This window comes from Kitasatospora cheerisanensis KCTC 2395 (genome assembly GCF_000696185.1).
GTDB classification, from domain to species: Bacteria; Actinomycetota; Actinomycetes; order Streptomycetales; family Streptomycetaceae; genus Kitasatospora; species Kitasatospora cheerisanensis.
In genome coordinates this window covers 3,354,314-3,379,082 of the sequence record NZ_KK853997.1, presented here as the reverse complement: position 1 = coordinate 3,379,082, position 24,769 = coordinate 3,354,314, and the positions used below count along the sequence as shown (strand labels likewise).

At 75.2% G+C, this 24,769-nt stretch carries 19 protein-coding genes and 2 pseudogenes; 13 read left to right on the top strand and 8 right to left on the bottom strand.

From position 1 onward, the window contains the following. Positions 1–55: 55 nt before the first annotated feature. A pseudogene (pcrA, locus tag KCH_RS15165) lies at positions 56–2,679 on the top strand (DNA helicase PcrA). A 170-nt stretch (positions 2,680–2,849) separates the two neighbouring features. Beyond that, positions 2,850–3,257, top strand: a complete 408-nt coding sequence (icmB, locus tag KCH_RS15160; protein ID WP_035872198.1) for a coenzyme B12-dependent isobutyryl CoA mutase small subunit — start codon at positions 2,850–2,852, stop codon at positions 3,255–3,257. An 87-nt stretch (positions 3,258–3,344) separates the two neighbouring features. Here the strand turns inward: icmB and KCH_RS15155 are convergent, their stop codons facing one another. The 4 genes and pseudogenes from KCH_RS15155 to KCH_RS15145 form a co-directional block, all read right to left on the bottom strand. Beyond that, complete coding sequence (locus KCH_RS15155; RefSeq protein ID WP_035863423.1) at positions 3,345–4,916, bottom strand: DUF5691 domain-containing protein; 1,572 nt, start codon at positions 4,914–4,916, stop codon at positions 3,345–3,347. Then, positions 4,913–5,053, bottom strand: coding sequence for a hypothetical protein (locus KCH_RS41350; protein WP_157032063.1), 141 nt, complete (start codon positions 5,051–5,053; stop codon positions 4,913–4,915). Before KCH_RS41350 ends, KCH_RS15155 begins: the two co-directional genes overlap by 4 nt. A 166-nt stretch (positions 5,054–5,219) precedes the next feature. Further along, positions 5,220–6,531, bottom strand: a pseudogene (locus KCH_RS15150) (SWIM zinc finger family protein). Positions 6,532–6,670: 139 nt separating this feature from the next. After that, the gene (locus KCH_RS15145; RefSeq protein WP_035863420.1) at positions 6,671–7,024 is read right to left on the bottom strand and encodes a MerR family transcriptional regulator; all 354 of its coding nucleotides are present in this window, start codon (positions 7,022–7,024) and stop codon (positions 6,671–6,673) included. 86 nt (positions 7,025–7,110) lie between these two features. Between KCH_RS15145 and KCH_RS15140 the strand changes: the two genes are divergently transcribed. The 6 genes from KCH_RS15140 (at position 7,111) to sucD (ending at position 14,822) form a co-directional block, all read left to right on the top strand. Continuing rightward, positions 7,111–7,536 (top strand): hypothetical protein, encoded by a 426-nt coding sequence (locus tag KCH_RS15140; protein ID WP_035863418.1) that lies wholly within the window; start codon positions 7,111–7,113, stop codon positions 7,534–7,536. A gap of 110 nt (positions 7,537–7,646) precedes the next feature. Continuing rightward, entirely contained in the window at positions 7,647–8,744 is a 1,098-nt protein-coding gene (locus KCH_RS15135) for an ATP-binding protein (protein WP_035863417.1), read from the top strand. Beyond that, positions 8,741–11,068 (top strand): DUF5682 family protein, encoded by a 2,328-nt coding sequence (locus KCH_RS15130; protein WP_035863415.1) that lies wholly within the window; start codon positions 8,741–8,743, stop codon positions 11,066–11,068. Before KCH_RS15135 ends, KCH_RS15130 begins: the two co-directional genes overlap by 4 nt. A 198-nt stretch (positions 11,069–11,266) precedes the next feature. After that, entirely contained in the window at positions 11,267–12,400 is a 1,134-nt protein-coding gene (locus KCH_RS15125; protein ID WP_035863412.1) for a VWA domain-containing protein, read from the top strand. A 340-nt stretch (positions 12,401–12,740) separates the two neighbouring features. Continuing rightward, a complete protein-coding gene (gene sucC, locus KCH_RS15120; protein WP_035863409.1) occupies positions 12,741–13,913 on the top strand; it encodes an ADP-forming succinate--CoA ligase subunit beta in 1,173 nt (390 codons plus the stop codon). 18 nt (positions 13,914–13,931) lie between these two features. After that, positions 13,932–14,822: a succinate--CoA ligase subunit alpha gene (gene sucD / locus KCH_RS15115; RefSeq protein ID WP_035863407.1), complete on the top strand. Its 891-nt coding sequence runs from the start codon at positions 13,932–13,934 to the stop codon at positions 14,820–14,822. Here sucD and KCH_RS37325 read toward each other — a convergent pair. Beyond that, positions 14,755–16,503 carry a LuxR C-terminal-related transcriptional regulator gene (locus tag KCH_RS37325; protein WP_051653102.1) on the bottom strand — a complete coding sequence of 583 codons (1,749 nt, stop codon included), beginning with the start codon at positions 16,501–16,503 and terminating at the stop codon, positions 14,755–14,757. The genes sucD and KCH_RS37325 overlap by 68 nt on opposite strands. Positions 16,504–16,620: 117 nt before the next feature. Between KCH_RS37325 and KCH_RS15105 the strand changes: the two genes are divergently transcribed. Further along, positions 16,621–17,889: a cell division protein PerM gene (locus tag KCH_RS15105; RefSeq protein ID WP_051653101.1), complete on the top strand. Its 1,269-nt coding sequence runs from the start codon at positions 16,621–16,623 to the stop codon at positions 17,887–17,889. 61 nt (positions 17,890–17,950) lie between these two features. On the opposite strand, the gene KCH_RS15100 is transcribed toward KCH_RS15105, so the two are convergent. Beyond that, the gene (locus KCH_RS15100) at positions 17,951–18,691 is read right to left on the bottom strand and encodes an ABC transporter permease (protein WP_035863406.1); all 741 of its coding nucleotides are present in this window, start codon (positions 18,689–18,691) and stop codon (positions 17,951–17,953) included. Beyond that, entirely contained in the window at positions 18,688–19,596 is a 909-nt protein-coding gene (locus tag KCH_RS15095; protein WP_035863405.1) for an ABC transporter ATP-binding protein, read from the bottom strand. The genes KCH_RS15100 and KCH_RS15095 overlap by 4 nt, the downstream gene beginning before the upstream one ends. 142 nt (positions 19,597–19,738) lie before the next feature. On the opposite strand from KCH_RS15095, the gene KCH_RS15090 reads away from it, so the two are divergent. Together KCH_RS15090 and KCH_RS15085 are read left to right on the top strand one after the other, a co-directional pair. Then, entirely contained in the window at positions 19,739–20,896 is a 1,158-nt protein-coding gene (locus KCH_RS15090; protein WP_035863404.1) for a sensor histidine kinase, read from the top strand. A gap of 2 nt (positions 20,897–20,898) precedes the next feature. Beyond that, on the top strand, positions 20,899–21,561 hold the full coding sequence (locus tag KCH_RS15085; RefSeq protein ID WP_035863402.1) for a response regulator transcription factor: 663 nt from the start codon (positions 20,899–20,901) through the stop codon (positions 21,559–21,561). Positions 21,562–21,568: 7 nt separating this feature from the next. On the opposite strand, the gene KCH_RS15080 is transcribed toward KCH_RS15085, so the two are convergent. Then, positions 21,569–22,159, bottom strand: coding sequence for a hypothetical protein (locus KCH_RS15080; protein WP_051653100.1), 591 nt, complete (start codon positions 22,157–22,159; stop codon positions 21,569–21,571). Between the two features lie 348 nt (positions 22,160–22,507). On the opposite strand from KCH_RS15080, the gene purN reads away from it, so the two are divergent. Together purN and purH are read left to right on the top strand one after the other, a co-directional pair. Further along, positions 22,508–23,167, top strand: a complete 660-nt coding sequence (gene purN / locus KCH_RS15075) for a phosphoribosylglycinamide formyltransferase (protein ID WP_244305334.1) — start codon at positions 22,508–22,510, stop codon at positions 23,165–23,167. Then, positions 23,164–24,747 (top strand): bifunctional phosphoribosylaminoimidazolecarboxamide formyltransferase/IMP cyclohydrolase, encoded by a 1,584-nt coding sequence (gene purH, locus KCH_RS15070; protein ID WP_035863397.1) that lies wholly within the window; start codon positions 23,164–23,166, stop codon positions 24,745–24,747. Before purN ends, purH begins: the two co-directional genes overlap by 4 nt. Positions 24,748–24,769: the final 22 nt, after the last annotated feature.

Sequence of the window (24,769 nt, the reverse complement as noted above, 5' to 3'; positions counted from 1 at the left end):
GGTCCACCGCGGACCGGCCGGGGATGTCGGCGGGGGGCCATAGACTCGAAGGGCCATGACTAGCCTCTTCGATGACCTCCCGCTCCCCGGCTTCGAGCGTCCTGCCGTCGGGTCGAGCCGCCGCCCCGCAGCGGTGCCGCAGCCGCCCCTGACGCCGTGGTCGGACGAGGAGGCGCCGCCCGCCGACGAGCCCTGGGACGAGCCGCCGTACGACCCCGGTCACGCCGCCGAGGAGGACATCCCGGACGGGCTGTTCGCCACCGACCACGCGGCCGAGGCCGAACGCGACGCCTGGCACCGCAACGGCGCGGCCCGCACCGTGGTCGACCCGGCGCAGCTCCTCGAAGGCATGAACGACCCGCAGCGCGAGGCGGTGCTGCACCACGGCTCGCCGCTGCTGATCGTGGCCGGCGCCGGCTCCGGCAAGACCCGGGTGCTGACCCACCGGATCGCGTACCTGCTGGCCGCCCGCGGCGTGCAGCCCGGCGAGATCCTGGCGATCACCTTCACCAACAAGGCCGCCGGCGAGATGCGCGAACGCGTCGAGGCGCTGGTCGGCCCGCGCGCCAAGGCGATGTGGGTGTCGACATTCCACAGCGCGTGCGTCCGCATCCTGCGCCGCGAGGCGAAGCTGCTGAACATGAGCTCCAGCTTCTCCATCTACGACTCCGCGGACTCGCAGCGCCTGATGGCGCTGGTCTGCCGGGACCTGGACCTCGACCCGAAGCAGTTCCCGCCGAAGTCGTTCACCGCGAAGGTCAGCAACCTCAAGAACGAGCTGATCGACGAGGAGACGTACGCCGACCGGGCGGCGAACCCGATGGAGAAGAAGCTCGCCGAGGCGTACTTCCTCTACCAGCGCCGGCTGCGCGAGGCCAACGCGCTGGACTTCGACGACATCATCATGACCACCGTCAACCTGCTGCAGGCGTTCCCGGACGTCGCCGAGCACTACCGGCGCAGGTTCCGGCACATCCTGGTCGACGAGTACCAGGACACCAACCACGCCCAGTACACGCTGGTCCGGGAGCTGTCCGGCGGCTCGGCCGGGCACGCCCCGCGCAAGACCGTCGACGGCGACTTCGTCGACCCGGCGGAGGCCCGGCTGGCGCAGATCGCGCCCGCCGAGCTGTGCGTGGTCGGCGACGCCGACCAGTCGATCTACGCCTTCCGCGGTGCGACGATCCGCAACATCCTCGCGTTCGAGGAGGACTACCCGAACGCGACGACGATCCTGCTGGAGCAGAACTACCGCTCCACGCAGACCATCCTCACCGCCGCGAACTCGGTGATCGAGCGGAACACCAACCGCCGCAAGAAGAACCTGTGGACGGCCGGCGACCAGGGCGAGCAGGTGGTCGGCTACGTCGCCGACGACGAGCACGGCGAGGCCCAGTTCATCGCCGACGAGATCGACCGGCTCACCGACGCCGGCCACGCCCGCCCCGGCGACGTGGCGATCTTCTACCGCACCAACGCCCAGTCCCGGGTGTTCGAAGAGGTGTTCATCCGGGTCGGCCTGCCGTACAAGGTGGTCGGCGGCGTGCGCTTCTACGAGCGCAAGGAGGTCAAGGACGTCCTCGCGTACCTGCGGGTGCTGTCCAACCCGGAGGACACCGTGCCGCTGCGCCGGATCCTCAACGTCCCCAAGCGCGGCATCGGCGAGCGCGCCGAGGCGATGATCGACGCGCTCTCCGCGCGCGAGCGGATCTCCTTCGCGCAGGCGCTGAAGCGGGTCGACGAGGCGTACGGCATGGCGGCGCGCTCCGCCAACGCCGTGAAGAAGTTCAACGAGCTGCTGGCCGGGCTGCGGCAGGTCGTCGAGTCCGGGGCCGGCCCGGCCGCGGTGCTGGAGGCCGTGCTGGAGGAGACCGGCTACCTGGCCGAGCTCCAGTCGTCCACCGACCCGCAGGACGAGACCCGGGTGGAGAACCTGCAGGAGCTCGCCTCGGTCGCCCTCGAGTACGAGAAGGACCCGGGGAGCGGCCGGAGGGCGACGAGGGCCCGCCGGTCGGCTCGCTGGCGGACTTCCTGGAGCGGGTGGCGCTGGTCGCGGACTCCGACCAGATCCCCGACGACGAGGACGGCGCGGGCGTCATCACGATGATGACCCTGCACACCGCCAAGGGCCTGGAGTTCCCGGTGGTGTTCCTGACCGGCATGGAGGACGGGATCTTCCCGCACATGCGGGCGCTGAACCAGGTCAAGGAACTGGAGGAGGAGCGGCGGCTCGCGTACGTCGGCCTCACCCGGGCCCGGCAGCGGCTCTACCTGACCAGGTCGGTGCTGCGCAGCGCCTGGGGCCAGCCGTCGTACAACCCGGCGTCCCGGTTCCTGGAGGAGATCCCGGACAACCTGATCGAGTGGAAGCGCACCGGCGCGGCGGCCGTGCCCGCCTCGCGCTTCTCGCCGTCCTCGGGCTCGTCCCGCGGCAGCGGCGGCGGGGGCTTCTCGGCGGGCGCCTCGCCGAAGGCCGGCTGGGGCAGGTCGGCGCGCACCGTGGTGGACCGCGAGGTGGTGGCGGTCGCCGTCGGCGACCGGGTCAGCCACGACAGCTTCGGCCTGGGCACCGTGGTCGCCACCCAGGGCGTCGGCGACAAGGCCCGCGCCACCGTCGACTTCGGGTCCGCCGGCCGCAAGGAACTGCTGCTGCGCTACGCGCCGGTGGAGAAGCTCTGAGCGGCGGTTCCGCGGGGCCGACCGGGCGGCGGAGGGCTGTGATTTTCCCCTCCTCTTGACCGGTGGGCCCCGCCGGGCCGCTACCCTCCCCTCAGGTCTGTTAAAAGTGGTTAACACGCGCCCGCGACGACGTCGGACGGGTGGTGGACGACGTGGTCCAGGAGGCAGTGATGGTTGTGTCAGGGCCGATCCGAGTGGTGGTCGCCAAGCCCGGTCTCGACGGGCACGACCGGGGTGCCAAGGTCATCGCGCGGGCGCTGCGCGACGCGGGCATGGAGGTCATCTACACCGGCCTGCACCAGACGCCCGAGCAGATCGTCGACACGGCGATCCAGGAGGACGCGGACGGCATCGGCCTGTCCATCCTGTCCGGCGCCCACATGACGCTGTGCGCCAAGGTGATCGAGCTGCTCAAGGAGCGCGACGCGGCCGACATCAAGGTGTTCTGCGGCGGGATCATCCCGGAGGCCGACATCGCCGAGCTGAAGACCCTCGGCGTCGCCGACATCTTCACCCCCGGCACCTCCACCCAGGACGTGGTGAGCTGGGTCGAGGCGAACCTGCGCACCGCCAGCTGAAGCACCGCCGGCTGAGCCACCGCCGGCTGAAGCACCGTCACGGCGGCCCCGGGCACGACTGCCCGGGGCCGCCGCGCGTTTGACGGGTCAGCCGGCCAGTTCGGCGAGCATGGCCTGCCGGAAGCGCAGGGTGCCGGCGAGCCGGGTGAAGGTGTCGGCCCAGGCGGTGTCCGGCGAGGTGTCGGCGGCGAGCGCCTCCACCGCCGGGGCGGTCTCCGGGGCGAGGGCGCGCTCCGTCATACCGAGCACGCCGCTGTGGCTCCACGGGTAGGAGCCCAGCTCCGCGGCCCGCTTGAGGGCGGCGACCACGGCCGTGGACAGCGGCGGCGTCCACGGGGTGGCGCAGGCGCCGAGCAGCTGGAAGGCGTCGCCGAGGCCGTGGGTCTGCACGAACGCGGCCGTCCAGGCGGCGCGCTCGGCGGGCGGCAGCACGGCGAGCAGCTTCGCGGGCGCGCCCGGGGTGCGGCCCGCCCGGCCGGGGCGGGGCGGGGCGCCGAGCAGCGCCCGCGCCCAGCCGGCGTCCTGCTGGCGGACGGCGGCGCGGGCCCACGCCTCGCGCAGGTCCTCGGCCCATTCGGCGCCGCCGCCGTCGGCCGCGTCCACGGTCGGCACGGTGAGCAGCCGATCGGGCGTCAGGCCGGTGTCGGCGGTCCACAGCGCGAGCGGGGCGGCGGCCACCACCTCGCCGAACCACCAGGCCCGTTCGCCGCGCCCGGTGGGCGACTTGACGGGTATGCCGTCGCGCTGCATGGCGGCGTCGCAGCCCGCCGGCGGCGTGATGTGCAGCCGGCCGCCCTCGTACCGGACGGCCTCGCGGGCGCGGGCGGCCATCCGGCCGGCCAGCGCGGAGCCGGGCAGCGTGGACAGCAGTTCGGCGGCGGTGGCGCGGACGTTCTTGGAGCGGTCGCCGAGCGCGGCCTCCAGGAACTCCTCGTCGGCGCCGGACAGTCCGTCCTGCAGCGAGTCGAGGAACAGCACCCGGTCCTCGGCCCGCTCGGTGGACCAGGTGGAGGCGAGCAGCGCCAGGCCGGCCGCCGGGTCGGTCCGGCGCAGCCGGGTGAGGTGGGCCACCCGTTCGGCGAACAGGCCCTCCTGCCAGACGAGTTCGGCCGGCCGGTCGGCGGCCTCGCCGAGGTCGGTGTCGGCGGCGGTGCGGGTGACGTACCGCCAGTCCGGGTTCAGCGGGGCCAGCCAGCGGCCGAGCGGGCCGGCCAGCGTGACGGCGTCGGCGCGCAGCTCGGACCGGGCCCGGGCGGTGTCCAGCAGCGCCGGGACGAGGGCCGGCGGCAGCCGGTAGCCGTGCGCGCGGGCCGCGGACAGCCACTGCGGGAGCAGTTCGGCGAGGTTGGCGGTGGAGCCGTGGCCGCCGCGGGTGCCGAGCAGCACGGCGAGGCGACGGGCGGCGAGTTCGGGCAGCGCCGGGCGGGTGTCGGCCGGGGCGGGCGCGGGCGTCTCCACGGCGGGCCCGGGCAGCGCGCCGGCCCGGCGGCGGACGGTGGCCAGCGCCGCCAGGTCGAGCAGCGCGGTGGCCGGGTCGGTGCGGTCCACGGACCCGGCGAGCGGCGTGCCGGGCTCGGGCAGCGGGCGGCGGTCGGTGCCGAGCAGGGCCGCGCCCTGCAGGTCGGCCCACTGGTCGCCGGCGACGGCGGGGGCGGTCATGCGCGGCCTCCGATCGGACGGGTGGCGGTGCGGTGGCGGCGGCCCCAGCCGCTGGCGGTGGCGGCGCGGCGGGCGGCGTGGTGCAGGCAGATGCGTCGGACGGCGGCACGCTGGCGGATGCGGGTGGTGCAGTACATGTGGTTCCTCCGGTTGACAGGCCGTCGGGAGACGCCGGGGAGCGCCGGATGGCCGGTCGGTCGGGTGCGGTGGTTCGTGGCCGGCCCGCGGATTCCGGGCGCGGCCGGGCACGCCGAAGCCGTGACGTGGCGTCAGGGCGGCGTGCGGGTGGTGGTGGTGTCCGGGTCAGCCGAGGCCGACGGGGCGCTGCTCGGCGTCCCACGCCGTGACGGGCGTGAACCCGGCGTGGCCGCACTCGCCGAACAGCGTGACGGGGTGGCCGGCGGAGACCGCGGCCAGCCGCCACAGCGCGGCGTCGGTGAGGGCGCCGCGGCGCACCGGCAGGGTGTCGCGGCCGTCGGTGAGCTGCCAGCCGTCCGGCGTCAGGACGGGGACGACGTCGGCCAGCACGGTCGGCCAGCTGTCCAGCCACGGGTCCTCGGCGACGGCGTCGCCGTACCCGGCGAGCGCCTGCGCGGGGGACAGGCCGGCGGGCACGGCCACCGGGGCCGGCTCGGGGCTGCCGTAGCGGGTGCCGAGGACGGCGCGCAGCGGGCGGGCGCCCGGGTGGAAGGCCAGGTCGGCCTCCAGCAGGCGGCCGGTGGGCAGTGCGAGGTCCGGCGCCTGGCCGGGGCGGCCGAAGGCCAGCAGCAGGGCGTCCCGGCCGGTCTTCGCGCCGCGCAGCCACACCCGGCGGGTGGTGAGCCGCTCGTCCGCGGTGTCGCGGCTGCCCAGCACCTGCCAGCGGTCCCGGACGGTCGGGCCGGCGAGCAGTTCGGCGGTGTCGGTGGTGAAGCCGACCCGGGTGCGGACGGTGGCGGCCAGCGCCTCCGGCAGGGTGTCGATCCGGCCGTACGCGCCGGCCAGCAGGTGCAGCATCGCGAACTCCTCCAGCAGGGCGTCCTGCGGGGTCTCGGCCAGCGCCCGGACCCGGCCGGCCAGGCCGGGGCCTGGGCGTCGACCATCCGCGCCGCGACCTCGTCCCACGCGCCGGCGGGCAGCGGGTCGGCGAGGCCCGGCGGACGCCGTCGGCCAGCCGCAGCCGCAGGTCGACCGCGCCGGCGGCGACCCGCGCGGAGCGCTTCGCGGCGCGCTTGCGGGCGGCCTCCGGGTCGGTGTCGGCGGCCTTGGCCTGCGCCTTGGCGGCCTTGTCGGCGGCGGCCTGGCTGCGGCCGTTCAGCCACTCCGACACCCAGTCCGGCGGCTCGGCGGCCGCGGTGACCGCCTCGGGACCGGAGGCCCACAGCAGGAGCAGCCCGAGGGCGTGCTTGCACGGGAACTTCCGGCTCGGGCAACTGCACTTGTAGGCGGGCGTGCCGAGCTCCACCGCCGTCCGGTACGGCGTGCTGCCGCTGCCCTTGCACAGGCCCCACAGCGCGCCCTGACCGGTGCCGGCGGAGCTCCACGGGGCGGGCCCGGAGAGCTTGCCCGCGGCTTTCTGGGACGCCGGGTCGGGGGCCAGGGAAAGGACGTGTTCGGTGCTCCAGCGTTCCTCCATGACCACCACGCTAGGCGGCACCACTGACAGTTGAGGGGCGGTCAGGACCCGGTGCCGCCGTCGGCGCCGGCCGGCGGCCGGGAACGGGCGGACGGCTCCACGGCCCCTGTCACCAGGCGGTTCCCGGCCGGGGCGACCGTCAGGACGGCGCCAGCGGACAGCCGGAGGCGGCCCGCTCGACCAGGTCGGCGCGCAGCGCGGCCAGTTCGGCGGTGCGCTCGTCGATCAGCGCGATCTTCTGCCGCAGCAGCTCCGACAGCCGCTCGGCGGCGTCCGGGGCGCCGTCCAGTTCGGCGCCGGTGCGGGCGATCTCGGCGAGCGAGAAGCCCAGCGCCTGCGCGGTGCGGACGTACCGCAGCCAGGGCACGGCCTCCGGCGGGAAGTCGCGGTAGCCGTTGGGCAGCCGGCGGGCCGTCAGCAGTCCGGTGCGCTCGTAGAAGCGGACGGTGTCCCGGCTCAGCCCGGTCCGTTCGGCGAGTTCCCCGATCCGCATGCCCCTGCCTCCGTCGGCGACTTGACCCTGGACAGTACTCCAGGGTCGAGCCTGGACCGGTCCCCGCGACCGAAGGAGCCCGTCCGATGACGACCCGTCACCTCCGCACGATCCGCGCCAGCGCCTGGTACGACCTGCTGGTCACCGCCCCGTTCGCCACCCCCTGGACCTTCGCCCTCGCCCACCGCGCGATGAACGCCGCCGCCCGGGCCCTCGGCGTCGGCGAACTGCCGCCGCCGGAACCGGTGCTGACGCTGTTCGCCAACCTGATGGGCTCGCTGGTGGTGGTGTGGGCGCTGCTGCGGCTGCTCCGCCCGCTGCCGGTGCACGGACTGTACGACGGCGCGGCGCGGGTGCTGTTCGCCTGCTGGCAGGCCTGGGCGCTGGCGCACGGCGCGACCGGCCTGCTGGGGGGCTTCCTGGCCGTGGAAGTGGCGTTCGGCGTGGCGCAGTTGTGGCCGTGGGCGGCGGCCCGGCGGGGCGCCGGTTGTCAGTGGCAGGCGGCAGAGTAGGTCTCACACGGCCCGAACGGGAGTACGTCTCCCCAGGTCAGCGCCGTGTCGTTCGTTCTTCGCGCCCTTTCTGCGCAGTGTTCTGACGTCCCGTGAGATCGGAGCGGTCGATGACCACCGAGACGACCAGCGAGGTCCTGCGGCAGCACGCCGAGGACGCCTTCGCCGACGAACTGGCCGCCCTCGCCCGGCACGACGACCGGCCGCGACCGGAGCGCTGGCGGCTCTCGCCGTGGGCGGTCGCCACCTACCTGCTGGGCGGCGAACTCGCCGACGGCACCGTCATCACGCCCAAGTACATCGGCCCGCGCCGGATCGTCGAGGTCGCCGTCACCACGCTGGCCACCGACCGGGCGCTGCTGCTGCTCGGCGTGCCCGGCACCGCCAAGACCTGGGTGTCCGAGCACCTGGCCGCCGCGATCTCCGGCGACTCCACCCGGCTCGTCCAGGGCACCGCCGGCACGCCCGAGGAGGCCGTCCGCTACGGCTGGAACTACGCCCAGCTGCTCGCCCACGGCCCCAGCGAGGACGCCCTGGTGCCGTCCCCGCTGATGCGCTCCATGCGGGACGGGCAGATCGCCCGCGTCGAGGAGCTCACCCGCATCCCCGCCGACGTGCAGGACAGCCTGATCACCATCCTGTCCGAGAAGACCCTGCCGGTGCCCGAACTCGGCACCGAGGTCCAGGCGGTGCGCGGCTTCAACGTGATCGCCACCGCCAACGACCGCGACCGCGGCGTCAACGAGCTCTCCTCCGCGCTGCGCCGCCGCTTCAACACCGTGGTGCTGCCGCTGCCCGCCACCCTCGACGAGGAGGTGGAGATCGTCACCCGCCGGGTCGGCCAGCTCGGCCGCTCCCTCGACCTGCCCGAACTGCCGGGCGGCGCCGAGGAGATCCGCCGCGTGGTCACCGTCTTCCGCGAGCTGCGGGCCGGCCTGACCGCCGACGGCCGCACCAAGGTGAAGACCCCCAGCGGCACGCTGTCCACCGCCGAGGCGATCTCGGTGGTCACCAACGGGCTCGCCCTCGCCACCCACTTCGGCGACGGCGTGCTACGGGCCGGCGACGTCGCGGACGGCATCGTCGGCGCGGTGGTCCGCGACCCGGTCGCCGACCGGCAGGTGTGGCGCGAGTACGTGGAAGGCGTGGTCCGCGACCGCGACGGCTGGAAGGACTTCTACCGGGCCGCCCGGGAGGTCTCCGCGTGACTGCCCAGGTGACGCTGCTCGGGGTGCGCCACCACGGCCCCGGTTCGGCCCGCGCGGTCGCCGCCGCGCTGGCCGCCCTGCAGCCCGACGCGGTGCTGATCGAGGGCCCGCCGGAGGCCGACGAACTCGCCGCGCTGGCCGCCGAGAAGGACATGGTGCCGCCGGTCGCCCTGCTCGCCCACGTCAGCGACGACCCGGCGCGGGCCGCGTTCTGGCCGTTCGCCGAGTTCTCCCCGGAGTGGGTGGCGCTGCGCCACGCCGCCGACGCCGGCGTGCCGGTCCGCTTCATCGACCTGCCCGCCGGGCAGAGCCTCGCACTCGGGCCGCGCGGAAATCCGCCTGCGACGTCCGGGCCCGACGACGCGTCAGAAGAGGGGGAGGGGTCGGAAGTGCCGGGGGGCACTTCCGGGCCCGGCCCGGTCGACCCGATCGCCGAACTCGCCGCCGCCGCCGGGCACCCGGACCCGGAGGCCTGGTGGGAGGACGTGATCGAGCACCGCGCCCCCGACGGTGACCCCCTCGCCCCGTTCGCCGCCCTCTCCGAGGCGATGGCCGCGCTGCGCGAGCACCACCCCGCCGAACGGCGCGACGAGGTCCGCGAGGCCGCCATGCGGCAGCAGATCCGGGCCGCCCGCCGGGCCGGCCACCGCCGCATCGCGGTGGTCTGCGGCGCCTGGCACGTGCCCGCGCTCGCCGCCATGCCGACCGTCGCGCACGACCGGGCGCTGCTCGCCGAACTCCCCAAGAAGCTCAGGACCGAACTCACCTGGGTGCCGTGGACCCACCGCCGGCTGTCCCAGCACACCGGCTACGGCGCCGGCATCGACTCGCCCGGCTGGTACCACCACCTGTACACCACCCCCGAGCAGCCGGTCGCCCGCTGGATGACCAAGGTCGCCGAACTGCTCCGCGGCGAGGACCACCCGGTCTCCTCCGCGCACGTCATCGAGGCGATCCGCCTCGCCGACAGCCTCGCCGCGATGCGCGGCCGCCCGCTGCCCGGCCTCACCGAGACCCTGGACACGGTGCGCGCCGTCCTGTGCGACGGCTCCGACGTGGCGCTCGCCCTGGTGCACGACCGGCTGGTGGTCGGCGACGCGCTCGGCGAAGTCCCCGACGGCGCACCCGCCGTGCCGCTCCAGCGCGACCTGACGCGCCTTCAGCGCACGCTGCGGCTCAAGCCCGAGGCCACCACCCGCGACCTCGTCCTCGACCTGCGCAAGGACCTCGACGCGGAACGCTCCCGCCTGCTGCACCGGCTGCGCCTGCTCGGCCTGCACTGGGGCCGGCCGACCCGCGACGGCGTGCAGTCCACCGGCACCTTCCGGGAGGTCTGGCAGCTCGCCTGGGAACCCGAGTACGCGATCCGCCTGGTCGAGGCCGGCCAGTGGGGCACCACCGTGCAGGGCGCCGCCACCGGCAAGGCGATCGCCGACGCGGCCACCGCCGAACTCACCGCGCTCACCGAACTCGCCGAGCACTGCCTGCTGGCCGGGCTGCCCGACGCGCTGCCCGAGGTGATGCGGCGGCTCGCCGACCGCGCCGCGCTCGACACCGACGCCGGCCACCTCGCCGCCGCGCTCCCCGCGCTGGTCCGCACCCTGCGCTACGGCGATGTCCGGGCCACCGACACCAGCGCCCTCACCGCTGTCGCCCTCGGCCTCGCCGAACGCCTCTGCGTCGCCCTGCCCGCCGCCTGCACCGGCCTCGACGCGGACGGCGCGGGCGCCCGCCGCACCGAGATCGACGCCGTGCACCAGGCGATCGCGCTGCTCTCCGACACCGCCGTCGCCGACCGCTGGGCCGGCACCCTCACCGCGCTCGCCGCCCGTGAACCGCACGGCGGCCCGGCCACCGGCGTCCCCGGGCTGCTGCGCGGGCGGGCGGTCCGGCTGCTGCTGGACGACGGCCGGATCGACACCGAGGAGGCCGGCCGGCGCCTCGGCCTGGTCCTCTCGATCGCCTCCGGCCCGCTGGACGCCGCCGGCTGGGTCGAGGGCTTCGTCTCCGGCGGCGGCGCGCTGCTGCTGCACGACCCGGCCCTGCTCGGCCTGCTCGACGGCTGGCTGTGCGGCGTCCCCGCCGACACCTTCACCGACCTGCTGCCGGTGCTGCGCCGCACCTTCTCCTCCCTGGAGACGGGCGTCCGCCACACCATCGGCTCCCGGGTGGCGGCCGGCCCGCTGGCAACGCCGGTGGCCGCCGCCGGTCCTGACAGCGCGTTGGACGAGGACCGCGCCGACGCGACGACGCCGGTGCTGGCCCTGCTGCTCGGCATCCCGCACCCGCGGATCCCGCGCCAGTCGGACCGCCGCGCGAGCTGAGTTGTCGTACGCGGGCGGCAGGATCGGTGGTGTTCCCGCCGCGTCGGGCGGTCCGCAGGGTGCGCCGCCGTGCTGCCCCGATCTTTCCCGTTCGTACCTTCCGCTTCGCGCAGTTCCCGCGCCCCTGGCGGGGCGCGGGGCGAGGGCGCAGTTCCCGCGCCTCCTGACGGGGCGTGGGGGTAGAGGAGTGATTGTCAGATGACTGTCCGTCAGGACGATGAGCGGATGCGACGTTGGCGGCTCGTGCTGGGTGCCGACGGGGACGGGACCGGGGTGCGGCTGTCGCGGCGGGACGCGGCGATGGACGGGGCACTGGGGGCGCTGTACCGGGAGGACGGCAAGCGGTCGGCCGGCCTCGGCGGGTCCGCGCCGCAGGTGGCGCGCTGGCTGGGCGACATCCGGGAGTACTTCCCGACCAGCGTGGTGCAGCTGATGCAGCAGGACGCGATCTCCCGGCTGGGCCTGGACCGGTTGCTGCTGGAGCCGGAGATGCTGGCCGCGGTCGAACCGGACGTGCACCTGGTGGGGACGCTGCTGTCGCTGAAGCACGCCCTCCCGGAGACCACCCGGGAGACCGCCCGCCTGGTGGTCGGCCGGGTGGTCGCGGAGCTGGAGCGCCGGCTGGCCGACCGGACCCGCTCGACGCTCGGCGGGGCACTGGACCGCAGCGCCAAGGTCAACCGGCCCAAGCACCGCGACATCGACTGGGACCGCACCATCCGCGCCAACCTGTCGAAGTACCTGCCGGAGTACCGGACCGTGGTGCCGGAGCGGCTGGTCGGCTACGCCCGGGCGCAGCGGGCGGTGAAGAAGGACGTGATCCTCTGCATCGACCAGTCCGGGTCGATGGCGCCCTCGGTGGTGCACTCGGCGGTGTTCGGCGCGGTGCTGGCGTCGATGCACAGCCTGGACACCCGGCTGGTGGTGTTCGACACCTCGGTGGTGGACCTGACCGAGCAGCTCAGCGACCCGGTGGACGTGCTGTTCGCGACCCAGCTCGGCGGCGGCACCGACATCAACCGGGCGCTGGCCTACTGCCAGTCGAAGATCAGCCGGCCGTCCGAGACGATCGTGGTGCTGATCAGCGACCTGTACGAGGGCGGCATCCGGGACGAGATGCTGAAGCGGGTGGCGGCGATGAAGGCGTCGGGCGTGCAGTTCATCGCGCTGCTGGCGCTCTCCGACGAGGGCGCGCCGGCCTACGACCACGCGCACGCGCAGGCGCTGGCCGCGCTGGGGGCCCCGGCGTTCGCCTGCACCCCGGACGCGTTCCCGGACATCATGGCGGCCGCGATCGAGAAGCGTCCGCTGCCGGTGCCGGACCGGCAGTGACGCGTCAACGGGCCGCGCCACCACCCGTGCGGGTGATCCTGTGGTGCGGCCGACCGTCGCGCGCCCAGGGCCTCGGGGCGGCCCGCCGACACGCCGGGCCAGGCCGGTTGTGACGGTTCTCACGATCGCGGAGCCGGTCCCGGGGGAAACACGCCGGTCGTCCGGGGATAACCTGCCATGCGGACGTGACGCGCGTGTTGATTGACGATGCGCACGGCACCTGAGTGGGCCGCAAGGCCGTACATCTGCGTACCCGCTCAGCGCCGACGACCCGCAGCGAAGATCCTGCCGTGGCACGCTCGTAGAGACACATTCCGCGACCACGAACAAGGACAAACACGTGGACCTGTTCGAGTACCAGGCGAGGGACCTCTTCGCCAAGCACGGTGTACCCGTGCTTGACGGCGATGTCATCGAGACCGCCGCAGACGCTGCCGCCATCGCGGAGCGCTTCGGCGGCCGAGCCGTCGTCAAGGCTCAGGTGAAGGTGGGTGGCCGAGGCAAGGCCGGTGGCGTGAAGCTCGCGTCCGACCCGCAGGACGCCGTGGCCAAGGCCGAGGCGATCCTCGGCATGGACATCAAGGGCCACACCGTCCACAAGGTGATGCTGGCGCAGACCGCGGACATCCAGGAGGAGTACTACGTCTCCTTCCTGCTGGACCGCACCAACCGCACCTTCCTGGCGATGGCCAGCGTCGAGGGCGGCGTGGAGATCGAGGTCGTGGCCGAGGAGAACCCGGACGCGCTCGCCAAGATCCCGGTGGACGCCAACGAGGGCGTCACCGCGGAGAAGGCCGCCGAGATCGTCGCCGCCGCGAAGTTCCCGGCCGAGATCGCCGACCAGGTCGCCGATGTCCTGCAGAAGCTCTGGGTCGTCTTCGTCAAGGAGGACGCCCTCCTGGTCGAGGTCAACCCGCTGATCAAGTCCGGCGACGGCAAGATCATCGCCCTCGACGGCAAGGTCTCCCTCGACGAGAACGCCGAGTTCCGCCAGCCGGAGCACGAGGCGCTCGAGGACAAGGCCGCCGCCAACCCGCTGGAGGCCGCGGCCAAGGCGAAGGGCCTGAACTACGTCAAGCTCGACGGCCAGGTCGGCATCATCGGCAACGGCGCGGGCCTCGTCATGAGCACCCTGGACGTCGTCGCGTACGCCGGTGAGAACCACGGCGGCGTGAAGCCGGCCAACTTCCTCGACATCGGCGGCGGCGCGTCCGCCGAGGTGATGGCGAACGGCCTGGAGATCATCCTGGGCGACACCGACGTCAAGTCGGTCTTCGTCAACGTCTTCGGCGGCATCACCGCGTGCGACGCGGTCGCCAACGGCATCGTGCAGGCCCTCGCGCTCCTGGAGAGCAAGGGCGAGGCCGTGACCAAGCCGCTCGTCGTCCGCCTGGACGGCAACAACGCGGAGCTGGGTCGCCAGATCCTGACCGACGCCAACCACCCGCTGGTCGAGCAGGTGGACACCATGGACGGCGCCGCTGACCGCGCCGCCGAGCTGGCCAACAAGTAAGGAAGGGGACTTAACACCATGGCTATCTTCCTTACCAAGGACAGCAAGGTCATCGTCCAGGGCATGACCGGCTCCGAGGGCATGAAGCACACCCGCCGCATGCTCGCCTCCGGCACCCGGATCGTCGGCGGCGTGAACCCGCGCAAGGCCGGCACCACCGTGGACGTGGACGGCACCGAGGTCCCGGTGTTCGGCACCGTGGTCGAGGCGATGGAGAAGACCGGTGCCGACGTCACCGTCATCTTCGTCCCGCCGGCGTTCACCAAGTCCGCCGTCGTCGAGGCGATCGACGCCGAGATCGGCCTGGCCGTGGTCATCACCGAGGGCGTTCCGGTGCACGACACCGCCGCCTTCTGGGCCCACGCCGGCGCCAAGGGCAACAAGACCCGCATCATCGGCCCGAACTGCCCCGGCCTGATCAGCCCCGGACAGTCCAACGCGGGCATCATCCCGGCCAACATCACCGGCTCGGGCAAGATCGGTCTGGTGTCGAAGTCCGGCACCCTGACCTACCAGCTCATGTACGAGCTGCGCGACCTCGGCTTCTCCTCCGCGGTGGGCATCGGCGGCGACCCGGTCATCGGCACCACCCACATCGACGCCCTCAAGGCGTTCCAGGAGGACCCGGAGACCGAGCTGATCGTCATGATCGGCGAGATCGGCGGCGACGCCGAGGAGCGTGCCGCGGCGTACATCGCCGAGCACGTCACCAAGCCGGTCGTCGGCTACGTCGCGGGCTTCACCGCGCCCGAGGGCAAGACCATGGGCCACGCCGGCGCCATCGTCTCCGGCTCCTCCGGCACCGCCCAGGCGAAGAAGGAGGCCCTCGAGGCCGCCGGCGTCAAGGTCGGCAAGACGCCGTCCGAGACCGCCCGCCTGGCCCGCGAGCTGATCGCCGCCGCCAAGTAAGGCAGCACGCGACACCGCTTCGGCACGAAGGCGCCGCCCACCGCGAAGGCGGGCGGCGCCTTCGGCGTTCCCGCGGACGCTCAGGCCCCGCGGGGACGGCAGCGTTCGAACGGCACGCAGGCGACGGCCAGCGGCGGCGGCAGCGGGCGGCGGGCCGACAACGGGACGACCGGCGGACGGCGGGCCTCGAACGGGCCGGCCGGCAGCAGGTTCGCGCCGTCCGAACCGTCGGCGCTCCCGGCCGGGCCGACCGGCGGCAGCACCCGGGCCGGCGGACCGACCAGCCGGGCCGGCACCCCCGGCGTCGGACCGCACCACGGCGTCTGCAGCCCCGGCGCGCCGTCCTCGGCCGCCGGGCCGCGCTGCCCGACCCGGCCGCCGTGCAGGCCGTCGCCTCCGGCAGCTCCGGGCGCACCAGCTCGGCCGGGCCGACCCCGAACAGCGTGGTCGCCATCGCCACCCCCACCCCGACGGTCAGAGCCGCCGCCGCGCCCGTCAGCAGACCGGTGTGCACGCGGCTGTCCGCGACCAGCAGGGCCGGCGACGGCCGCCGCGGACCCGGGCAGCCGTGCACCGCCGCCCGGTGCAGCAGCTCGCCGAGCCGCTCCCCGAACCCCGCCGCGTCCGGGTCCGCGCCGACCAGCGCCGGCACCTCGCGGGCCAGCGACTCCCGCGCCGAACGCACCCGGGCCGCGGCCGCCGCCCGGCTCGACTCCACCTCCAGCGCCACCTGCTCCACCGACAGCCCCAGCGTGTCGTGCAGCACCAGCGCGCGGCGGCGCGGCCGCGACAGCCGCTGCAGCGCCTTCAGCAGCGCCCGGTCGTGGGGCGTCAGGCGCTCGGGCGGCTCCGGCTCGGCCGGCTCGGCGACCTTGATCCGGCGCCGCCGCCACGGCGCGCCGGTCCGGCGCGGGCCGCCCCGGTGCCAGGGCGACAGCGCCAGGTCGAACGCCGCCGACCGCACCAGGCCCTCCGGGTCCGGCGCCGCCGCCACCTCCTCCCAGCGCCGGCCGGCCGCGCCCAGCGCGAGGTGCACGGCGTGCACGGCCCGGTGCCGGTGGCCGGTCAGCAGGAAGGTCTGCTGGACCAGGCGGGTGTGGACCCGCTCGGCGAAGTCCGCGAACGCGGCGGGGCGCGGCTCCTCGCCCACGACGGCGGGTTCCGGCCGCGCGGGCGCGTCGGGCTGCGGCGCGCGCTTCTCCGGGCGGGGTGCGGCGGTGGCTGACGGCGCGTCGGTCGGCGGTGCGGCCGGCGCCTGCTGTGCGCGCTTCTCCGGGCGGGTCGGGGCAGGTGACGGGGCGTCGGTCGGCGGCGGAGTCGGGGCCTGCTCGGCGGCTTCGGGCTGCCGGGGGGCGGGCCGGGCGCCGTCCTTCTGCGGCGGCTCGGCGGCCGGCGGGGCGTCAGGAGCCGCCGGTGCGGCCAGCGTTGCGGCGACGGCGGCGGCCTCCTCGTGGCTGCGGACGCCGAGCTTGCGCATGGCGCGGTTGAGGTGGGCGCGGGCGGTGCCGGGGGCGATGCCGAGGTGGCGGGCCAGGGTCCGCAGGTCGTCGCCGGCGGCGAGCCGGGCCAGCGCCTGGGCCTCGCGCGGGGAGAGGCGGCGCAGCAGCCGCTCGGCGTCCGCGCGGGACCGGGACGGGCTTCCGGTGGTGCGCTCGGGCTCGGCGGTCGAAGGTGAAGTCACCGCATTCCTCCGCTGCGAATCCATCCCGGAAAAAGGCACATGTACTGATAATCCGGGACACGGCGAAGGTTTGCGCGTTGACACCCCGCAAGGAGTGGCCTTGGCAGCATGAGGGCCATGACGCAGCTGATGGGCCGTCCGATCCTCGGCCTGCCGAGCGAACTCGAAAGCCGCTCCGCCCTCGCCGATCTGCTCGCCGGAGTCCGCACCGCGCTGCTCACCCTGTCCGTGGTCGCCGTCCCGGTGTTCGGCCTGTGGGTGCTCGCCCCGTACGGCGACGACTCGGCGCAGGGCGCGGCGCGGACGGCGTTCGGGCTGTGGCTGCTCGGGCACGGTGCGCCGCTCGCCCGGGGGCCGGAGGCCGCGCCCGTGACGGTCACCCCGCTGCTGCTGACCGCTGTCGTCACGGCGCTGCTGGTGCGGGCCGGGCGCCGGCTGGCCCGGCGCGCCCGGGGGCGCGGGTTCGTCCGTTGGCGCTCCCCGCTGGCCGCGTACGCCGGCTACCTGCTGGTCGCGGCCGGGGCGGTGGCGCAGTGCGCGGACCCGCAGGCCGCGCTGCGCTCGCGGGCGTTGCCCGACCTGCTGGCGGTGGCGGCACTGACGGCCGGTGCGTTCGGCTACGGGCTGTGGGGCGGGCTCGGCCGACCCGGGCAGCTGCGCCGGCTGCCGCTGTCCGCGGCGCTGTGGCCGGCGGGCGGCGCGGAGCGGGTGGCGCTGCGGGCGCTGGCGGTGTGGGCGGGCGCGCTGCTGGCGGGCGGCGGGGCGGTGTTCGTGGTGGCGGTGGTGCTCGGCTCGGCCGGGCACGGCGCGCAGCGGCTGGGCGGCGGCAGCGCCGGGTGGCTCGGCATGCTGCTGGCCTGCCTGACGCTGGTGCCCAACGCGCTGCTCTGGTCGGTGTCCTACGCGCTCGGCACCGGCTTCGCGGTCGGCGCCGGCGGCCACGCGGGGCCGCTCGGCACCCGGCTCGGCGCCGTCCCCGACTTCCCGCTGCTGGCCGTGCTGCCCGGCCGGGGCGGCCCGGACTGGCACCTGCTGGCCTGCGGCGTCCCGGCCGCCGCGGCCGTCCTGACCGCGCTGCTGCTGGGCCGGGCGGCGGTCCGCTGGAGCGCGCCGCAGGCGGCGGCCGTCGCCGCCGTGGTGGCGCTGGCCGCCGCTCCGCTCGGGGTGCTGGCCGGCTGGTCGGCCGGCGGTGCGCTGGGCACCGGGCGGATGTCCGAACTCGGCCCGGTGCCCTGGCAGTTCGGTCTCGCGCAGAGTGCCTGGCTGCTGGCGGTGGCGGTGCCGGGCGTGCTGCTGGCCCGCTGGTGGCGCACCCGCACCGGGCCCGGCCCGGTGGTCCGGATCCGGGTCGGCGCGTACCGGCTGGTGTGCTGGCCGGCGCCCTGAGACGGCGTCGGGCGCCGCCCCGGTGGTGCGGGGGCGGCGCCCGACGGCTGCCGACGCGGGGTCAGGCGTCGCGGGTGCGCAGGGTGCGCAGGCCGGCGGCGACGGCGAGGGCGGTCCACAGGGCCATCACCAGCAGGCCGGTGCCGTGGCCGTAGTGGATCTCCGGGTCGTCCTGCAGGCGCAGGGCGTACAGGCCGGCCCGGTCGGGGAAGAACTGGACCACCTCGCGGATCCCGGGGATCGCGGACAGTGCGGTGGTGCCGAGGAACACCATCGGGGAGAGCAGGCCGAGCGCCGCGGTCTGGTTGCGCAGCACGGTGGTCAGCGACAGGCACAGCACCAGCAGCAGCGGGTGGTAGAGCACGCCCGCCGCGAGTGCCCGGTAGCTGCCGGGGGCGGCCAGGTCGATGCCCACCGAGGCGGCGGTGGCGGCGAGTTGGCCCGCGACGGTGAGCAGGCCGATCGCCAGGCCGAGGCCCGCGCCGAGCAGCAGCTTGCCGCGGTGGAAGCGGATCCGGTCGGGGACGGCGGCCAGCGAGGTGGCCAGCGTGCCGCTGCTGTACTCCTGGCCGATCAGCAGGATGCCCAGGCAGACCACCGCGACCTGGCCGAAGTTGAGGCCGTAGTACAGGCCGAGCATCGGGTCGTCGGTCAGCGAGTCGTCGACCTTGCCGTAGGCGAACTGGGCGGCCGCGGTGATGCCGGCGCTCAGCGCGACCGCCAGCAGCGGCGTCGTCCACAGCGAGCGCAGGGTGGTGAACTTGGCCCACTCGGCGCGCAGCGGGTAGGTGGTGGCGCTCATGCGGCCACCGCCCGGTACTCGACGGCGTCCGCGGTCATCCGCATGAAGGCATCCTCCAGTGAGTCGTGGGTGACGGACAGTTCGATCAGGACCACCCGGCGGGACGCGGCCAGCGCGCCCAGCTCGCCCGGCTCGGCGTCGGGGACGTCGTACGCGCCGTCGCCGACCGGCACCGCCTCCGGGTGGGCCTCGGCGAGCAGCGCGGCCAGCGCGGCCGGGTCGACCGCCCGGACCCGGACCCGGCGGCGGCCGTGGTCGGCCAGGAAGCCGGCGGTGGAGGTGTCGGCCAGCAGCCGGCCCCGGCCGATCACCACCAGGTGGTCGGCGGTCTGCGCCATCTCCGCCATCAGGTGCGAGGAGACCAGCACGGCGCGGCCCTCGTCGGCGAGGCCGCGCAGCAGCGTCCGGATCCACCGGATGCCCTCCGCGTCCAGGCCGTTGACCGGCTCGTCCAGCAGCAGCGCGGCCGGGTCGCCGAGCAGGGCGACCGCGATGCCCAGGCGCTGGCGCATGCCGAGCGAGAAGGTCCGGATCCGGCGGCCGGCGGCGTCGGACAGGCCGACCGCGGCGAGCACCTCGTCGATCCGGCGGGCGGGCAGGCCGTGCGAGGCGGCGATCCAGCGCAGGTGGCCGGCGGCGGTGCGGCCGCCGTGCACGGCCTGCGCGTCCAGCAGGGCGCCGACCCGGCGCAGCGGCTCGGTGAGCCGCTCGTACGGCATGCCGTCGACCAGGGCGGCGCCGGAGGTCGGCCGGTCCAGGCCGAGCGCCATCCGCAGCGTGGTGGACTTGCCCGCGCCGTTCGGGCCGAGGAAGCCGGTGACCCGGCCCGGCTCCACCCGGAAGGTGAGGCCGTCCACGGCCCTGCGCTCCCCGTACGCCTTGGTCAGGTCACGAATCTCGATCACGGTGGCTCTCCTTCCGTCGGTGCCGTCCGGCTGTGACGACCAGTCAACCGGCGGGCGGAGCAGGGCGGATCCCGCCCGGGAGGGGTCCTGCTCCCTCCCGGGAGGGAGGGTGCCGCGGGGCCGGCTGGGGGAGGATGGCGCGATGCCCGCCCTGATCGCCCCGCTGCTGCTGCCCGCCACCTACGCCCGCTGGCTGCACCTGCTGATCGGCATGCTGTTCGCCGGGATCGTGCTGCTCGTGTACCCGGGGACGGAGGGGATCTCGACCGGCCGGATGGTGCTGACCTGCTGCGCGGTCGACGTGCCGCTGCTGTGCCTGATCGCGCTGGTGCCGGCGGTGCGGCGGGCGGAGGGCGTGCAGGCGCGGCTGCTGCTGGTGCCGCGGCGCGAGGAGGCGATCGGGATCGCGCCGTCGGCGAGCTGGGCGGACCGCGGGCGGACGGCGTGCTGGCTGGTCGCGCGGGTGGCGCTCGGCACCGCCCTGGGGGTGGTGATGATCGCGGCGGTCAGCACCGCCGACGCGGCCGTCGGCCCGCCGTTCGGGCCGCGGGCGCTGCTCGCGCCGGCCGTGCTGTTCGCCCTGCTGTGGCTGGCCGTGCTCGCCGGACGGCTCCAACTGTCGCTGGCGGTCCGGCTGCTGGGGCCGTCGGCGGCGGAGCGGCTGGCCGCGGCGGAGCTCCGCGCGGAGCGGCTGCTGGAGCGCAACCGGCTGGCCCGCGAACTGCACGACTCGATCGGCCACGCGCTGACCGTGACGGTCCTGCAGGCCGGCGCGGCCCGCGAGATCGCCGACCCGGCGTTCCGCGACAAGGCGCTGGAGGCGATCGAGACCACCGGCCGCCGCGCCCTGGACGACCTGGAGCGGATGCTGGTGCTGCTGCGCGAGGCCCCCGAGACCGCCGCCACCGAACAGCCCGGCCTGGACCGGGCCGAGGAGCTGTTCGCCGGCGCGCGCGCCGCCGGCAGCCCGGTCGACGCCGAACTGGACGTCCGGTCCGGCGAGTTGCCGGGCGTGCTGTCCCGCGAGGCGTACCGGATCGTGCAGGAGGGCGTCACCAACGCGCTGCGGCACGCCCCCGGTGCGCCGATCCGGATCCGCGGCGCGGTCGCCGACGGCGCGCTCGCCCTGGAGTGCCGCACCCCGCGCACCGGCCCGGGCGGCGGCGGCCGCAAGGGCGGCGGCAAGGGCCTGCGCGGCGTCCGGGAACGCGCGGTGCTGCTCGGCGGCGAGTGCGAGGCCGGCCCCGACGGGACGGACTGGGTGCTGCGGGTGCGGCTGCCGCTACGGTTGGGCCGGTGACGATGATCAAGGTGCTGCTGGTCGACGACGAGGAGCTGATCCGGGCCGGCCTGCGCGCCGTCCTGGACGCCCAGGACGGCATCGCCGTGGTCGGCGAGGCCGAGGACGGCGCCCACGCCCTGGGCCTGGTCCGCTCGCTGCGCCCCGACGTGGTGCTGATGGACGTCCGGATGCCCGGCGTCGACGGGCTGGCCGCGACCCGGGCGATCCTGCGCGGCGTCGACGAGCCGCCGAAGATCCTGGTGGTCACCACCTTCGAGGCCGACGACTACGTGTACGAGGCGCTGCGGGCCGGCGCGGACGGCTTCCTGCTCAAGCGCTCCCGCCCGGCGGAGATCGCCCAGGCGGTGCGGCTGGTCGCGGCCGGCGAGTCGCTGCTGTTCCCGGCGGCGATCCGCCGCCTCGCCGCGGCCCGGGCGGAACGGGCCGCGGACGGCGGGGCGGTCGCCCGGGCCGGCCTGACGGAGCGTGAGGGCCAGGTGCTGCGGCTGATGGCCCGCGGCCTGTCCAACGCCGAGATCGGCGACCGGCTGCACCTGGGCGTGCAGACCGTCAAGACGCACGTCAGCAGCCTGCTCGGCAAGCTCGGCGCGCGCGACCGCACCCAGGCGGTGATCGCCGCCTACGAGTCGGGCTTCGTCACCCCGTCCGCGGACGGAGACTGACGGCGGGTCACTCCGCGGGGCCCTCGTAGAGCGTGGTCACCCAGGTCGGGACGTCGACGCCGCAGCTGTGCACGGCCTCCTTGGTGATCGCCGAGTCCACGCAGTCCAGGTAGTCGTGGTACGCGAACTGCATGGTGAAGGTGGCCAGCGACATCACCAGCGCGAGGCCGCCGGTGAGCAGCGCGGACAGCGCGGCCGGCACCTGCGGGCGGACCGGGCGCGGCGCGAACGGGTCGGTGACCGGCTCGGCGGGCACCCGCAGCACGGTGACGGCGTACCAGACGGCGAGCAGGGCCAGCGGGAAGCCGATCCAGAACAGGCCGAACAGCACCGACAGCAGCGCCGCGAAGCCCGACAGCAGGGCGTTGCGGGCGGTGCGGTGCGCCGGGTCGGACAGGTCGAGGCGGGGCTGCGGCGGGCCGGGCTCGGGGCGCGGGCCCCAGCCGGGCGGCTGCGGGCGCTCGCCGTCCGGCTGCCCGTCCGGCCGGTCGCCGGACGCGGGCGGCTGCGGGACGCGCGGACGCCAGGGCTGGTCCGGTGCGCCGGGCGGAGGGGGCGCGAAGGGGTTGCGCTCGCCGCTGTCCTCGCCGCTGCTCATGGTGTCGGCCGTTTCTGCTCGTCGGTTGTCCGCCCGGCGGTGGGGGAGTGGGCGGTCGGTCAATGATCCCCCAAGCGCCCGGCGGCTGTACGGCACCCTGCCGGACCGGTGCCGGGCGGCCGGGAGATCCCCGTCTCAACTACGCGCGTAGCGTTGCCGGGTGGTGACAGGTGGCCTCCCACCAGCCGTTATCGTGGTGACGGTCGGCAGCACCCGACGGTTCCCCGGGCCCCGCAGCGCCGCGGCCGCCCGGCGTCCGCCGAAGGCTCCCGACCTGCCGCCGCCCGTAGTGGCCCCACCGACGGTGGACGTACCAGCGGGCGACACCGACCTACGGAGACTCGCGCCGTGGCTGCCGCTGACGCCCAAGTGTTCCCGCCCCGCACCCCCGGCCCGGCCCGGCTGGTGGTCCTGGTCTCCGGCTCAGGCACTAACCTGCAGGCGCTGATCGACGCCGCCGCCGACCCCGCCTACGGCGCGGAGATCGTCGCGGTCGGCGCCGACCGGAACGGCATCGCCGGGATCGACCGGGCCGAGAAGGCCGGCATCCCGGTCTTCGTCGAGCGGGTCGGGGACCACGCCGACCGGGCCGCCTGGGACGCCGCACTGACCGCCGTGGTGGCGTCGTACCGGCCCGACCTGGTGGTCAGTGCCGGGTTCATGAAGATCCTCGGCCCCGCGTTCGTCGGCGCCTTCGCCGGACGCACCGTCAACACCCACCCCGCGCTGCTGCCCGCCTTCCCCGGCGCGCACGGCGTCCCCGACGCGCTGGCGTACGGCGTCAAGGTCACCGGCTGCACCGTGCACCTGGTGGACGCCGGCGTCGACACCGGGCCGATCCTCGCCCAGGGCGTGGTGCAGGTCGAGGACGCCGACCACGAGGACGGCGGCGAGGCGCTGCACGAGCGCATCAAGACTGTCGAGCGCAAGCTGCTCGTCGAGGTCGTGGGCCGGCTGGCCCGCGAAGGACACCGCATCGAAGACCGAAAGGTATGGATTCCGGCATGAGCGCCGCTTCCTCCGCCAACAAGCCCGTCTCCGAGAACGTGCGCCCGATCCGGCGCGCGCTGATCAGCGTCTACGACAAGACCGGGCTGGAGGAGCTGGCCCAGGGCCTGCACGCCGCCGGGGTCGCCATCGTCTCCACCGGCTCCACCGCCGGGAGGATCGCTGCCGCGGGCGTACCGGTCACCGAGGTCTCCGAGCTGACCGGCTTCCCCGAGTGCCTGGACGGCCGGGTCAAGACCCTGCACCCGCGGGTGCACGCCGGCGTCCTCGCCGACCTGCGCCTGGAGTCGCACCGCGCGCAGCTCGCCGAGCTCGGCGTGGAGCCCTTCGACCTGGTCGTGGTGAACCTGTACCCGTTCACCGCCACCGTCGCCTCCGGCGCCACCCCCGACGAGTGCGTCGAGCAGATCGACATCGGCGGCCCGTCGATGGTCCGCGCCGCCGCCAAGAACCACCCCTCGGTGGCCGTCGTCGTCGACCCGGCCCGCTACGCGGACGTGCTGACCGCCGTCCGGGGCGGCGGCTTCGACCTGCTGACCCGCAAGCGCCTGGCCGCCGCCGCGTTCGCGCACACCGCCGCGTACGACGTGGCCGTCGCGAGCTGGTTCGAGGAGTCCGGCTACACCGAGTCCGACGCCGCGTTCCCGTCCTTCCTGGGCAACACCTGGGAGCTCGGCAACGTCCTGCGCTACGGCGAGAACCCGCACCAGCAGGCCGCGCTCTACACCGACGGCACCGGCGGCCTCGCGGGCGCGCAGCAGCTGCACGGCAAGGAGATGTCCTACAACAACTACGTGGACACCGACGCCGCCCGCCGCGCCGCCTACGACCACGCCGGCCCCGCCGTCGCGATCATCAAGCACGCCAACCCGTGCGGCATCGCCACCGGCGCGGACGTCGCCGAGGCGCACCGCAAGGCGCACGCCTGCGACCCGGTCTCCGCGTACGGCGGCGTGATCGCCGTCAACCGCCCGGTCACCGTCGAGCTCGCCGAGCAGATCGCCCCGATCTTCACCGAGGTCGTGGTCGCCCCCGGCTACGAGGACGGCGCCCTGGAGGTGCTGACCAAGAAGAAGAACCTGCGGGTGCTGCTCGCCCCCGAGGCCCCCGCCGACCGGCTGGAGTCCCGCCGGATCTCCGGCGGCGTGCTGCTCCAGCAGGTCGACCGGGTCGACGCCGAGGGCGACGACCCGGCCGCCTGGACGCTGGCCACCGGCGAGGCGCTGGATGAGGCCGAGCTGGCCGAACTCGCCTTCGCCTGGCGGGCCTGCCGGGCCGTCAAGTCCAACGCGATCCTGCTCGCCAAGGACGGCGCCTCGGTCGGCGTCGGCATGGGCCAGGTCAACCGGGTCGACTCCTGCAAGCTGGCCGTCACCCGGGCCGGCGAGCGCGCCGCCGGCTCCTACGCCGCCTCCGACGCGTTCTTCCCGTTCGCCGACGGCCTGGAGATCCTGCTCGCCGCGGGCGTCAAGGCCGTGGTGCAGCCCGGCGGTTCGATCCGCGACGAAGAGGTGATCGCCGCCGCCGAGAAGGCCGGCGTGACCATGTACTTCTCCGGGACCCGGCACTTCTTCCACTGAGCCGCCCCGAACGCACCGAAGG